The organism is Achromobacter veterisilvae (assembly GCF_037619525.1).
In the GTDB taxonomy this organism is placed as follows: domain Bacteria; phylum Pseudomonadota; class Gammaproteobacteria; order Burkholderiales; family Burkholderiaceae_B; genus Achromobacter; species Achromobacter veterisilvae.
In genome coordinates this window covers 6429746-6442955 of record NZ_CP148753.1, presented here as the reverse complement: position 1 = coordinate 6442955, position 13210 = coordinate 6429746, and the positions used below count along the sequence as shown (strand labels likewise).

9 protein-coding genes are annotated in these 13210 nt (G+C 64.4%); 3 read left to right on the top strand and 6 right to left on the bottom strand.

From position 1 onward, the window contains the following. Positions 1-37 precede the first annotated feature (37 nt). Positions 38-1678, bottom strand: a complete 1641-nt coding sequence (groL, locus tag WHX56_RS29995; protein ID WP_338879805.1) for a chaperonin GroEL — start codon at positions 1676-1678, stop codon at positions 38-40. A gap of 37 nt (positions 1679-1715) precedes the next feature. Next, complete coding sequence (gene groES, locus WHX56_RS29990; protein ID WP_057283173.1) at positions 1716-2003, bottom strand: co-chaperone GroES; 288 nt, start codon at positions 2001-2003, stop codon at positions 1716-1718. Positions 2004-2504: 501 nt separating this feature from the next. On the opposite strand from groES, the gene WHX56_RS29985 reads away from it, so the two are divergent. Beyond that, a complete protein-coding gene (locus tag WHX56_RS29985; RefSeq protein WP_338879804.1) occupies positions 2505-3731 on the top strand; it encodes an MFS transporter in 1227 nt (408 codons plus the stop codon). Between the two features lie 146 nt (positions 3732-3877). Beyond that, positions 3878-4732, top strand: coding sequence for a heme o synthase (gene cyoE / locus WHX56_RS29980; protein WP_129243380.1), 855 nt, complete (start codon positions 3878-3880; stop codon positions 4730-4732). Between the two features lie 5 nt (positions 4733-4737). Here the strand turns inward: cyoE and WHX56_RS29975 are convergent, their stop codons facing one another. The 4 genes from WHX56_RS29975 to WHX56_RS29960 form a co-directional block, all read right to left on the bottom strand. Then, positions 4738-5652 (bottom strand): LysR family transcriptional regulator, encoded by a 915-nt coding sequence (locus WHX56_RS29975; RefSeq protein ID WP_338881853.1) that lies wholly within the window; start codon positions 5650-5652, stop codon positions 4738-4740. 90 nt (positions 5653-5742) lie between these two features. Beyond that, positions 5743-7179, bottom strand: coding sequence for a TolC family protein (locus WHX56_RS29970; protein WP_338879803.1), 1437 nt, complete (start codon positions 7177-7179; stop codon positions 5743-5745). Next, positions 7176-10343: a multidrug efflux RND transporter permease subunit gene (locus tag WHX56_RS29965; RefSeq protein WP_338879802.1), complete on the bottom strand. Its 3168-nt coding sequence runs from the start codon at positions 10341-10343 to the stop codon at positions 7176-7178. Before WHX56_RS29965 ends, WHX56_RS29970 begins: the two co-directional genes overlap by 4 nt. A gap of 36 nt (positions 10344-10379) precedes the next feature. Next, positions 10380-11618: an efflux RND transporter periplasmic adaptor subunit gene (locus WHX56_RS29960; protein WP_338879801.1), complete on the bottom strand. Its 1239-nt coding sequence runs from the start codon at positions 11616-11618 to the stop codon at positions 10380-10382. A gap of 537 nt (positions 11619-12155) precedes the next feature. On the opposite strand from WHX56_RS29960, the gene WHX56_RS29955 reads away from it, so the two are divergent. After that, positions 12156-13154 (top strand): GlxA family transcriptional regulator, encoded by a 999-nt coding sequence (locus WHX56_RS29955; RefSeq protein WP_129243392.1) that lies wholly within the window; start codon positions 12156-12158, stop codon positions 13152-13154. Positions 13155-13210 lie beyond the last annotated feature (56 nt).

Below are 13210 nucleotides of genomic sequence, written 5' to 3'. Positions count from 1 at the left end.
GGCCGGAGCCGGGGAGGCCTTGCAAGGGAAGCGGGACTTAGAAGTCCATGCCGCCCATGCCGCCCATGCCGCCGGGCATGGCCGGAGCAGCGGGCTTGTCTTCGGCCAGTTCGACCACGGCAGCTTCGGCGGTCAGCAGCAGGCTGGCGACGGAGGCAGCGTTCTGCAGGGCGGTGCGGGTCACCTTGGTGGGATCCAGCACGCCTTGCTCGACCAGGTCGGTGTACTCGCCGGTCGCGGCGTTGTAGCCGAAGTTGCCCTTGCCGTTCAGCACGTTGTTCACCACCACGCTGGCTTCTTCGCCGGCGTTGGTGACGATGGTGCGCAGCGGCTCTTCGACAGCGCGCAGGATCAGCTTGATGCCGGCGTTCTGGTCAGGGGTGTCGCCCTTCAGGTCGGAGATGGATTGCTTGGCGCGCAGCAGAGCAACGCCGCCGCCGGCCACAACGCCTTCTTCCACAGCAGCGCGGGTAGCGTGCAGGGCGTCTTCGACGCGAGCCTTCTTTTCCTTCATTTCGACTTCGGTGGCAGCGCCAACGCGAATCACGGCAACGCCGCCGGCCAGCTTGGCCACGCGTTCTTGCAGCTTTTCACGGTCGTAGTCGGACGTGGCTTCTTCGATCTGGACGCGGATTTGCTTCACGCGGGCTTCGATCGACTTGCTGTCGCCAGCGCCGTCGATGATCGTCGTGTTTTCCTTGCCCACTTCGATGCGCTTGGCTTGGCCCAGTTCGGCCAGCGAGGCCTTTTCCAGGGACATGCCGGTTTCTTCGGAGATCACCGTGCCGCCCGTCAGGATGGCGATGTCTTCCAGCATGGCCTTGCGGCGGTCGCCGAAGCCAGGAGCCTTGACGGCGGTGGTCTTCAGGATGCCGCGGATGTTGTTCACAACCAGGGTGGCCAGCGCTTCGCCTTCGACGTCTTCAGCGATGATCAGCAGCGGACGGCTCGACTTGGCGACTTGTTCCAGCACGGGCAGCAGGTCGCGGATGTTGCTGATCTTCTTGTCGAAAATCAGGACATACGGATCTTCCAGGGCGGCGACTTGCTTGTCCGGGTTGTTGATGAAGTAGGGCGACAGGTAGCCGCGGTCGAATTGCATGCCTTCGACGACGTCCAGCTCGTTTTCCAGCGACTTGCCGTCTTCGACGGTGATGACGCCTTCCTTGCCGACCTTGTCCATCGCGTCAGCGATGATCTGGCCGATGGAGCTGTCGCTGTTGGCCGAGATCGAGCCGACCTGGGCGATTTCCTTGCTGGTCGTGACCGGCTTGGATTGCTTCTTCAGTTCGGCGACGGCGGCGGCGACGGCCTTGTCGATGCCGCGCTTCAGGTCGATCGGGTTGAAACCGGCGGCAACGTACTTCAGGCCTTCCATGACGATGGCCTGGGCCAGCACGGTGGCGGTGGTGGTGCCGTCACCGGCGTTGTCGGAGGTCTTCGAGGCGACGTCCTTGACCAGTTGGGCGCCGATGTTCTCGAACTTGTCCTTCAGTTCGATTTCCTTGGCGACGGACACGCCGTCCTTGGTCACGGTCGGGGCGCCGAACGAGCGCTCCAGCACGACGTTGCGACCCTTGGGGCCGAGGGTGGTTTTGACAGCGTTGGCGAGGACATTCACGCCGCGGACGATGCGCACGCGGGCGTCGTCACCGAACAATACTTGCTTGGCAGCCATTTCTTAGCTTCCTTCGAAAATTCGTTTGAGGCAGGGATTACAGGACCACGGCGAGGATTTCGTCCTCGCGGATGACGAGCAGTTCTTCGCCATCGACCTTCACGGACTGGCCGGCGTACTTGCCGAACAGAACCTTGTCGCCAGCCTTCAGGTCGACGGGCAGGATCTTGCCGTCTTCGGTCTTCTTGCCGGGGCCGACGGCCACGACTTCACCTTGGTCAGGCTTTTCGGCGGCGCTGTCGGGAATGACGATGCCCGAGGCAGTCTTGCGCTCGTTTTCGAGGCGTTTGACGATCACGCGATCGCCCAGGGGACGCAAGGCCATGAGGAACTCCTGTTACAAAAAAGAAGAAGAAAGGATGATCAGTTGAGCCCGGGAACGTTGTTAGCACTCACCGGTGTCGAGTGCTAATTATAGGGATGATGTTCTAGGCTTCAAGGGGGGAAGGAGGGTTGTTACATATTGGGGGTGTCACGGGCGTCGAAGCTCGCGGAGTTTGGAGCTGCCCCCAGTTTTGACGGAAATCGACTATCGAAGCCGGCTGGGTGCTCGGACACGACGTGAACCGCATAGGCCGGACCGGCGGCGGTCCGAGCCTGCTTGCCGACGGTCTGGAACACCGCAGCAGGGCCGGACATGTCCAGCAATTGGAAGCCCGGCACCCGCATGGATATGACGGCGTGGGGAATGGCTTTTTTTGAGGGAATTATGTCATTTACGCCAAAGCGTGCGCCGATAAAGTGAGGCCTGTCAAACCCGTCAGCCCCACCCGGCCGCGCTTACCGCACCGCCCTCCCCATTCCGTTCATTCCCATCGATCCCGCTATGCCCCTCTCCGTCTCCCCCACTAACGGCCGTCGCAACGCCCGTATCCTGGCCGTCTGTCAGGGCCTATTCGTCGCAGCCATTTCCATCGACCTGACGCTGACGGCGCTGACCGGCCACATGCTCGCGCCCAACAGGGCGTTGTCGACCCTGCCATTCGCGTTGATAACGGTAGCGGGCGCACTGGTCACCTGGTTCGCCTCGTTGCTGATGCAGCGCATCGGCCGGCGCAGGGGATTCGCACTGGGCGCACTGGCCGGCGCGGCGGGCGGCGGCCTATCGGTATGGGCCGTGTTTCATGCCGATTTCTGGGCGTTCTGCGCCGGCACCGCGCTGGTCGGCGTGTTCCAGGCCTTTGCCCAGTATTACCGGCTAGCGGCGGCGGACGCAGTCGAGCCCGCCGCCAAGAGCCGCGCGATCTCGGTGGTGATGGCCGGCGGCGTCATCGCCGCGATTGCCGGCCCCGCACTGGCCGCCTGGAGTCGGGATCTGTTCGCGCCGGTCACTTTCGCCGGCGCCTATCTGATGGTGACCTTGCTGGCACTGCTGTCGGCCGCGCTGCTGTGGGGCGGCTACCGCGACGCCGAAGCGCCCGCCGCGGCCGGCGAGATCCAGGCCGGCCTGCCCGCGCGGCCGCTGCGGGAGGTGGCGCGCCAGCCGGTGTTCGTCGCCGCGCTTGCCAACAACGTGGTCGGGTCGGTTTCGATGATGTTCATCATGACCGCGGCGCCGCTGGCCGCGGTGGCATGCAGCCACAGCATCGGGGACGGCGCCAACATCATGCAATGGCACCTGGTCGGCATGTACGCGCCGGCTTTCTTTGCCGGCACGCTGATCCAGCGCTTCGGCCTGCCGCGGGTGCTGGGCGCCGGCATGCTGCTGAACGTCGCTTGCTCGCTGATCGCGATGGCCTCGCCGTCACTGCCCGCGTTCTATGCGGCGCTGTTCTGCTTGGGGGTGGGATGGAATTTCATGTTCGTCGGCGGCACCACGCTGCTGGCGCAGTCCTACCGCCCGTCGGAGCGCGCCCGCGCGCAAGGCGCGGCCGAGATGCTGCGTTATGCCGCTACTGCGCTGGCCACGCTGGCGGCCGGACCGGCGCTGGACGCCTTCGGATGGGAAGCGCTGAACGCGGCCATGCTGCCGGTGGTGCTGGCGGCCGGCCTGATGACATGGTTGTGGGTGCGTGGGCCGGTCCAGAGGGGCGCTGTGGCCGGGCCGGGTTGACCCTGCGCGCCGCACGATCGCAGCGGCCGCCGGTAGATCCGGCAGGCCCAGGCGTTGGCCCACCAACGACGCGATCACGGTTATTCCTGTCATCAAGCCTGTTCGGCTGTTTCTTGTCCGCGGTCAGTTCGACCCGGCGATATTTTATGTATCGAACCTATCTCGAGTTGGTCAAGCCAGGCATTGTGGCCGGTAATCTCATATCTCTCGCCGGCGGCTACCTGCTCGCATCGCGAGGCGTCGTGGATGTAGGTCATAGCGCACTGGTGATATCTGGCGCCGCGCTCGTGATCGGATCCGGATGCGCCGCCAACAACGTGATTGACCGTGACATCGACCGGCTCATGGAACGCACCTCTGCGCGTCCGATGGCGGCCGGGAGCATTTCGATAACGTCGGCTCTGACCTTTGCCTGTATTCTGGCTTTCGCCGGATTCTTGCTTTTGTATGCCGCGACGCGTCGAATTGAGCCGCTGGTCCTGATGTTCATCGGATACGTTGTCTATGTAGGGGTGTACTCGCTTTTCCTGAAACGCAGATCGGTCCACGCCACGTTGGTCGGCAGCATATCGGGCGCGATCCCGCCTGTCGTGGGCTATTGCTCGGTGCGCGGAACCATCGACACGGCCGCTGTCGCGCTCTTCGTGATCTTCGGGATATGGCAAATGCCTCACTCTTACGCCATCGCCATGTTCAGATGGAAGGACTATGAAGCGGCGTGTATCCCCGTCCTGCCCCTGGTGAAGGGGAGGCATCAAGCGAAGAAGCGCATCGTTTTGTACATTGCCGCATTTTTCGTGGCCGCGCTTTCCCTCGCGGCGCTGGGATATGTGGGAAATCTCTACATCTCAATGGTTTTGTTAAGCGGAATCTACTGGCTGAAAACTGCCGTGGACGGGTTTTCGGCTGGCGACGATGCGCGCTGGGCGCGGCGGGTGTTCGCGGTTTCCATCGCCGCGGTGGTGCTGATCAGCGTTGCGATGGCCATAGATGCGGCTTGAGGATTTCAGCAGTCCTGCAGATTGGGATGAATGAAATCCAGGAACGCCCTGACTCTCGCCGGCACCTTGCGCGTGGGTAGCAGGGCGACCAGGGGAACCGGCGGCAATGACCATTGCCCCAGGACCTGGGCGATCTTGTCGCCGCCGCCGGCTTTCGCGGCCTCGAACTTCATGAGTGGCCCGATTCCGATTCCCGCGCGGACCAAGGACCGAATCATGCCGGAATCATTGGCCGCCACTTTGCCCGATACCCGGATCCGCTCCACCCGAGCCCCGGACCGCAACACCCATTCGAACTCTCCTCTGGGCGTGCCGATCAGGCATTGATGCCTGGCCAAGTCGGCCGGTGAACAGGGCACTCCGTGCTTATCGAGATAGTCCGCGGATGCGTACAGGCGCGGCGTCATCGCGCTGATGACGTGGGCAATCAGGCTGGAGCTGGGTTGCTGGCCGAAGCGCAGGGCGACGTCGCAGGTGTTGCTGATCGGGTCGACCCGCTGATTGCTTAGTTCGAAATGGCAATGAATGTCCGGATACTGGCGGTGGAAGGCGTCGATCACCGTAGGCACGAAGACTTGGGCCAGCGAGGCGGGCAGCGATACGCTCAACCGCCCTCCGGCGCAGGCGATGCTCGTCTGCAACTGCTCGTGCGCGACGCGCGCCTCATCGATGAGGTCCCGGCAGCGCTCGAAGTAGAGCGCGCCTGCCTCGGTCAAGCCGATTTTCCGAGTGCTGCGCTTGAGCAACTGCATCCCCAGGTCGCGTTCCAGTCCGCGCACCCGCCGCGAGAGCGTCGACGGAGGAACGCCCAGCGCGGCAGCGGACAGGCCGAAGTTGCCCCGCCTCGCGACCTCGACAAACATGGCAATGTCGTTGAGCTGTATGTTCGCGCGGGGCGCGCTGGATGACGGGCGAGCCATGCCGGGAATCGCCGCCGGGATATCTGCCTTCATGCGTCACGCCCTCCATCCAGAAATGATCCGCCTCGAACCCATCCGGAAGACGGGGAACTACTTGGCAACCACGCGGTCGGCGTGGGCCGACTCCCAGCCGCCACCGAGCGCCTTGAACAGATCCACCTGAGCATTCACGACCCGCGCTTCGCTCTCGGCAAGCTGCGCCTGCGCGTCGGCATAGGTGCGCTCGGCGTCGAGCAAGGCCAGACTGTCGGCGCGCCCCTCTCGCGCTTGCGCCCGGACGATGCGCGCCACGTTCTCGGCCTGGGTCCTGGCCGCGGCCAGGGTCCCGCGCCGGTCCAGGCTCTGGGCGTAGTTTGAGAGCGCGGTTTCGGTTTCGCCCAAGGCCTGTATCACCGTCCCGTCAAACGCTGCCAAAGCGGCCTGGGCGTCGGCCGTAGCGCCATCGATACGGGCGCGGATCGATTCCTGATTCGGGAACGACCAGGAGAGGAGCGACCCGGCCAACCAGCGTAGCGGTCCGCTGCCGAAGAAGTCGTCAAGGCCGAACCCGGTAGAGCCGACCGACGCGCCAATCGAGACACGCGGATACAGTTCTGCTGTCGCCACGCCAATCCGGGCCGTTTCCGCCGCCAGCCTTTGCTGCGCGGCGCGCACATCCGGACGTCGGGCGAGGAGCGCCATCCCGTCTCCGACAGGGATGGGCTGCAGGATCCTGGGCGGCGTCGTGAGGGCGCCGGCTTCGGGCGGAAGGTCTTTGGGCGCACGGCCGGTGAGCAGGGAGAGTCGGAACAGCTCGGCCTGGCGTTCGGCGACGATCCTGGGAATGTCCGATTGCCGCTGATCCCGGAGTGCCGCGATACGCGCAGTGTCCAGGGAAGTCGTCAGGCCCGCGTCCTGCCTGCTGCGCGTCACGCTGACTGAGCGATTCAGCAAATCGACGATCTGTCGCGCCACGGCCAGCCGATGCGCGGCGCTGGCGGCGCCCAGATAGGCGCGGGTCGTCGCCGCCACGGTCGATACCCGCACGGCGTCCAGCTCGGCCTGCGCCGCCTGGTAGTCGCCCCGCGAGGCTTCGATGTTCCGCCGCACGCGGCCGAAGAGGTCGACCTCGTACGCTACGGACAGGCCCGCATCGACAACGGTATTCTCGCGATCGACGCCGGGCGAGGACTGGATGGAGGATTGCCGCTGGCGGTTCACGCTTGCGCCGATCTCGGTGCCGGGCAGCCGATCGGCGGACGTTAGACGAAGTTGGGCGCGCGCGCGGGCGAGCCGGGCGATCGCCACGCGCACGTCGGTGTTCGAAGCGAGCGCCTCTTGGACCAGCCTGTCCAGCACCGGGTCCTGGTAGAGCTTCCACCAGTCGGCGGAAACGGGAACGGCGTCGGGCGCGGTCGCATCGCTTCGGGACAGGAACGGCCCCGCCGCGGAAACCGGGACCGGCGGCGCCTTGTAGTCCGGGCCGACCGCGCAGGCGCTCAAGAGCAGAGGCGCAACCCACATCGATAGGGTCTGAAATCGAATCACTTGATGCTTCCTGGTTGTTCGTGCCGCGGTTGCAGCGAGCGGGCGGACAGCCGATCTCCGAGCTTGCGGCAAACGACGTAGAACGTGGGGGTATAGAGCAGGCCGAAGACGGTGACGCCGACCATGCCGAAGAAAACGGAGGTGCCCAAGGCCTGCCTCAGCTCGGCGCCCGCGCCCGAGGCCAGAAGCATCGGCACGGCGCCAAGAATGAAGGCGAAACTCGTCATCAGGATCGGGCGCAGGCGGGTCTGGGCGGCGCGCACCGCCGCGGCGGCCGGGCTCAGGCCGTCTTCCTCTTCCGCCTGTTTCGCGAACTCGACCACCAGGATCGCGTTCTTGGCGGCAAGGGCGATCAGCACCACGAGCCCGATCTGTGTCAGGACGTTGTTGTCCATCCCGCGGAGATTGACGCCGACCATTGCCGCGAGCAGGCACATGGGGACGATGAGGATGATTGCCAGGGGCAAGGTGAGGCTTTCATATTGCGCCGCCAACACCAGGAACACGAACACCACAGCAAGCGCGAAGACGAGGCCGGCAGTGTTGCCCGCGATCTTTTGCTGGAACGCGATGCCGGTCCATTCGTAGCCGTATCCCGAGGGCAACATCTGGTCGGCGAGCCTCTCCATCGTGGCCAGGGACCTGCCCGTGGAAGAGCCCGGCGCCGTGTCTCCATCCACCTCGACCGCAGGGAACAGGTTGTAGCGCACGACCCGGAACGGGCCGGTTTCGTTCTTGAACGTGGCGACCGAGCCGATGGGAACCATCGCGCCGCTGTCGGACCGCGTCTTCAGATTGGCGATGTCGGATTCGCTGTTGCGCTGGCCTTGTTCGGCCTGCGCGATCACCCGGAACGTGCGTCCCAGAAGATTGAAGTCGTTCACATAGGCCGAGCCCAGATAGACCTGCAGCGCTTCAAAGACGCGATCCGGCGGAACCCCCAGCATTTCGGCTTTGCGCCGGTCGATGTCGGCGAAGATGCGAGGGGTGGAGGTGTTGAAGAAGGAGTAGACCTGCGATAACCCATCGGTGCCGTTCGCCTTGGCCATGAGCTGATCGGAAATCGTCCCCAGCGGCTTGTACCCGTGGCCGCCGCGATCCTGCACCATCATCCGGTAGCCGCCCGCCGAGCCGATGCCGTCGATCAGCGGAGGGGGAATGATGAGAACCCGCGCTTGATCGATGTCCGCGACGGCTTTGCGTGCTTCATCGAGGATGTCGCTGGCGGGGCGGGACCGCTCTTCAAATGGCTTGAGCGGGATGAAGGCGGTGGCGGTGTTCGGCGAATTCGTGTTCGACGCGGCGTCGTAGCCGGGCAGCATGATCGTGCCACGGACCCCATCGATCTTCAGCAAGCGCTTGGACACCTCTTGCACCACTGCATCGGTACGCGCCAGCGAGGCCCCCGGCGGAAGTTGAGTGATCGATATCAGATAGCTCTGGTCTTGCGAGGGAATGAAGCCGGTGGGCGTTACCCAGAAAATGCCTATGGTCGCCAGCACAAGCCCGCCGTAGCTGATCAAGACACGCTTCGGGCGCGCCACGAGCCACTGCGTCAATCGGCCATAGCGGGCGCTGAACCGGTCGAATCGTTCGTTGAACCCGTCGCCGGCAAGCTGCATGCGCCGGATGATCCGATGCCGGCTCTTCTCCTTCGTGTGCGTCCGCAGCAGCACCGCGGCCAAGGCCGGCGAGAGCGTCAACGACAAGACGAGCGAAATGATAGTGGCGCCGGAAATGGTGAGCGCAAACTGCTTGTAGAACGCCCCGGAAAGGCCGGTCAGAAAGAACGTGGGAATGAACACCGCGCAAAGCACGAGCACGATGGCCACCAGGGCCGCCGAAACCTCGTCCATCGAGACGCGAGCCGCTTCCAGCGGGCCCAGGCCCCGCGCGAGGTTTCTTTCCACGTTTTCAACCACGACGATGGCGTCGTCCACCACGATGCCGATGGCGAGGACCAGTCCGAACAGCGACAGGCTGTTCAGGCTGTAGCCAAACATGGCCAGCAAGGCGAAGGTGCCCACCAGCGAGATGGGAATCGCCACGACGGGGATGACGGCGGCGCGCCAATTCTGCAGGAAGATGAAGATGACGAGCACGACGAGCGCCGCGGCTTCGAAAAGCGTATCCCGGACCGCTTCGGTGGACTGCGCGATGAAGCGCGTCGAGTTCCACATGATCCGGTATTCAAGCCCGGGCGGAAACGCCTTTGCCGCCGCCTGCATCTCGCGTTCGAGGGTGATGCCCGTTTCGAGCGCGTTGGTGCCGGGCCGCTGGAAAATGGCGATCATGATCGAGGGCTTGCCCGACAGATAGGCATTCGTTCCGTAGTCGTCGGCGCCCAGCTCGACGCGAGCGACGTCGCGAACGCGAGTCTGGCGGCCGTCGGAATCCGTGCGGATGACGATGTCGGCGAACTGCTCCGGCTCGCTCAACCGCCCCTGCGTCCGGACATTCAGTTGGAAGGCGTCGGCGCTCGGGTTGGGCGGCTGGCCCAGCGCCCCGGAGGCAACCTGCACGTTCTGGGCGCGCATGGCGGCGACGATCTCCCCGGCCGTCAGCTCAAGCGCGGCGGTGCGCCGGGGATCGATCCAGATGCGCATGGCCACTTCGCGGCTGCCGAAAATCCGGGCCTCCCCGACACCGTCGATACGGCTCAGCTTGTCGCGCACCTGGGTGAGGGCATAGTTCGAAAGATAGGCCTGATCCAGCGAGCCATCCGGAGAAACCAGGTTGATCGCCATCAGGGCGCTGGGCGACGTCTTGCGGGTGGTGACGCCCAGCCGCTGCACCTCTTGCGGCAGGCGAGGCACGGCCGCCGCCACCCGATTCTGCACCAGCATCTGGGCCGCATCGAGATCGGTCCCGACCTTGAACGTAATCGATATGGACACCTTTCCGTCCGCCGTGGACTGGCTGGACTGGTAAAGCATGTTCTCCACGCCATTGATTTCCTGCTCGATGGGAGCGGCCACGGTTTCCGCGACGGTTTCCGCCGACGCGCCGGGGTAGGTCGCGGAAACCACGACGGTGGGAGGAATGATGTCCGGGTATTGGGCAACGGGAAGTGCGAAGTAGGAGATCGCACCCACAATCGTGATGGCGATCGCCAGCACCGCGGCGAATATCGGGCGCGTAATGAAGAAGCGCGACAGGCGCATGAGATTTTTTCCTTTAGGGCAGCCGCCGGCGCATCGCTACGACGCGAACGCGGGCTCGCCGCCGGAAATTAGAGGGTTCGAGTTCCCCATCCCGCTTTGGGAGGCCGCAGGTTCCGGCTTCGTTTGCACTTTCGTGCCCGCAATGGCGTGTTGTTGGCCGCCGACGATCACTCGGTCGTCGGCGGCCAGCCCGGCACGCACGATCCGGAGCCCATCGACCAGCGGGCCGAGTTCGATAGCCCTGACGAGCACAGTGCCTTCGGCGGAAACGGTGAGAACCGTCTTGCGCGTCTGGTCGATCTGGACCGCGGAATCGGGGATCAGCAAGGCCGGCGCCCCGGCTCCGCTCGCCAGCCGCATGTTTCCGAACAATCCCGGTGTCAGGAACAGTTTCGGGTTCTCGATCACGGCACGCATCCGTATGGTCCCCGAACGGGGATCGATCCCGTTATCCGTGAAGTCGAGCTTTCCGCGCCAGGAGTAGTCAGGCTCATCCTGAAGCCGTACTTCGACCTGGGTTTGCGCCGCGTTCGGCTCCTGGGCGCGGATGGCTTTCAGGTACAAGGCTTCGGATGCGTCGAATGTGAAGTAGATCGGATCCAGCGCATTGATGGTGGTCAGGCGGGTGCCGTTGCCGGCCTCTCCGCTCATGACCAGGTTCCCCGGGTCGACGCGCCGGTCGGAGACCCTGCCCGTGATGGGCGAGCGTACCTCCGTGAATTCCAGCTCAAGCGACTTCAGCGCGACGCGGGCTTGCGCGCCGGCGACGTTTGCCGTTCCCGTCCGCACACGCGCCTGCAGTTGATCGATGTCGCTCTTTGAAATCGCGCTGTCGCCCACCAGCCGTTGCGCTCGCGCGAGGTCGGCGCGTGCCAGCGCGAGTTCGCTGGTCGCGCTCGCGAGGCCGGCCTGCGCCTCCGCGTAGGCGGCCTGGTAGGGGCGCGGGTCAATGGAGAAAAGCAGTTGGCCCTGCTGGACGATTTCGCCGTCCTTGAAATGCACTCCTACGATTTGGCCGGACACCCTGGGCCGGACTTCGACCCGGCGGCTCGCCTCGAAACGGCCGACATAGTCGTCCCACTCGATGACGGTGCGCTGCACCGGCAATGCGACGGATACCATGGGAAGCGCCGCGGCGCTGACCGCCAACGACTTCTTGCCGGGCAGCAGAAACAAGGCGCATGCCGTTGCCGTGGCGAGCCCCGCGGCCAGCAGAGCCGCGCGCAGGAAGACCGGTTTTGTTCCCGGGCGGGAGGGAGGGCGTGGATGGGTCATGCGGCCGCTCTCCGCGCAGGGTTGGACTCTCTATGGTTCATGTTGGATATCGCTTTGTAAGAGGACTCGAATGCGCCATGCGTGCTTGCGCCGGCCGCCGTCACGCGGCCCGTCACTGGCATAGGCCTTGTCGTTGGCCCGGGACTGTCCGCCCGGCGGGCGATGGGCACCCGGTTTTCCCGGGCCTTCAACGTGCGGAGATTCTCCGGCTTGCGAGCCGACGGCAAAAGGACGTAGTTCCCTCCTTTGCCGCCATTCCATATCGGTAAAAAAACTGGGCAGTGTCGATGCGAAGCCGAAGGATTCGGGCCGTTCAAGGCAGGCCGCAAGGGCGGGAATCCTGCCCTGTGCTCAGGGAGGAGCCCCTAATCCGGCCTTGCCTCAGCCAAGCCATGCGCTGCCAAATCGGTTGTCCGTTTTTGAGGTATATATGTCTTGGTGGCCACAGTGCAGGTTGTGTAACATCAGCTCCAGGCCACGCGCCGGCCGAGGGCCAGGATGCGTGGGGCCTGCTTTCGAGTGTTGTGCAAGAGTGTTATGAACCCAACATCATCAAGCGCGAGTCGCGCTCCGCGGGACGTGGCTTTCCTCGTATTCCGCGACTTCCAGATCCAGGACTTGACGGGGCCCTTGGCGGCGTTCGAGGTGGCCGGCAGGCTCCTGGGCGACGACTCTTACCGATGCCAGGTCATATCGCTGGCCGGAGGGCCCGTTCAAAGTTCGGCTGGTCTGGAAATCACCACGCAGAAAGCCGGATTTTCCGCCTACGACACCGTGATCGTGGCGGGCGCCGGTCTCGGCGCCTACCCCGATGACGCATTGTCGGAAACCTGCGACTACCTGAACCACGTCGTCGGCAAAGGCGCTCGCCGCATTGCAAGCGTGTGCACCGGCGCTTTCATCCTGGCTGCGAGCGGCCTTTTGGACGGCCGGTGCGCGACGACGCATTGGAAATACGCCGCCCGTCTGCAACGGGAGTACCCCCGGGTGAAGGTGGATGGCGATCGGATCTTCACCCGAGAAGGCGGCATCTGGACGTCGGCCGGCGTCACAACCGGCATCGACATGGCGTTGGCAATGATCGAAGAGGATCACGGCGCCGACTTGTCTCACGCCGTTGCCCAGATGCTGGTCGTCTACCATCGCCGGCCCGGCGGGCAATCCCAATTTTCGGCCATCGCCGATATGGAGCCCGAGTCGGACAGAATTCGCAATGTGCTGACTTATATACGCGAACACTTGCACGAATCATTGTCGACCGAGCTTCTGGCTTCCGTCGCCTGCTTGAGTCCGCGGCAGTTCGGACGGGCATTCCTTGCCGAAACGGGGGAGACGCCGGCCAAGGCCGTCGAGCGCCTGAGAGTCGAGGTGGCAAGGCAACGCGTCGAGCGCGGGGCGGAGCCAATCGAAATCATCGCCCACAAAATCGGCTTCACCGATCCCGAAAGAATGCGCCGGGCATTCATTCGCGTGCTTGGTCACCCGCCGCAAAGCATCCGGCGCATGGCATCGCGGGAGACGTCATTGCTTGCCTGATTCTGGTTCCGGCTCGGCCGTGGGCCAGTCTTTTCATTCGGCGGCCTTCTGGACCG

Bases quoted from the DNA above. Each gene is read 5' to 3' on its own strand.
- WHX56_RS29965 (WP_338879802.1), bottom strand. From the start codon at position 10,343: ATGCGCCTGTCGCGCTTCTTCATTACGCGCCCGATATTCGCCGCGGTG.
- WHX56_RS29975 (WP_338881853.1), bottom strand. From the start codon at position 5,652: ATGGCTCGCCCGTCATCCAGCGCGCCCCGCGCGAACATACAGCTCAAC.
- groES (WP_057283173.1), bottom strand. From the start codon at position 2,003: ATGGCCTTGCGTCCCCTGGGCGATCGCGTGATCGTCAAACGCCTCGAA.
- groL (WP_338879805.1), bottom strand. From the start codon at position 1,678: ATGGCTGCCAAGCAAGTATTGTTCGGTGACGACGCCCGCGTGCGCATC.
- WHX56_RS29985 (WP_338879804.1), top strand. From the start codon at position 2,505: ATGCCCCTCTCCGTCTCCCCCACTAACGGCCGTCGCAACGCCCGTATC.
- WHX56_RS29955 (WP_129243392.1), top strand. From the start codon at position 12,156: ATGAACCCAACATCATCAAGCGCGAGTCGCGCTCCGCGGGACGTGGCT.
- WHX56_RS29960 (WP_338879801.1), bottom strand. From the start codon at position 11,618: ATGACCCATCCACGCCCTCCCTCCCGCCCGGGAACAAAACCGGTCTTC.
- cyoE (WP_129243380.1), top strand. From the start codon at position 3,878: ATGTATCGAACCTATCTCGAGTTGGTCAAGCCAGGCATTGTGGCCGGT.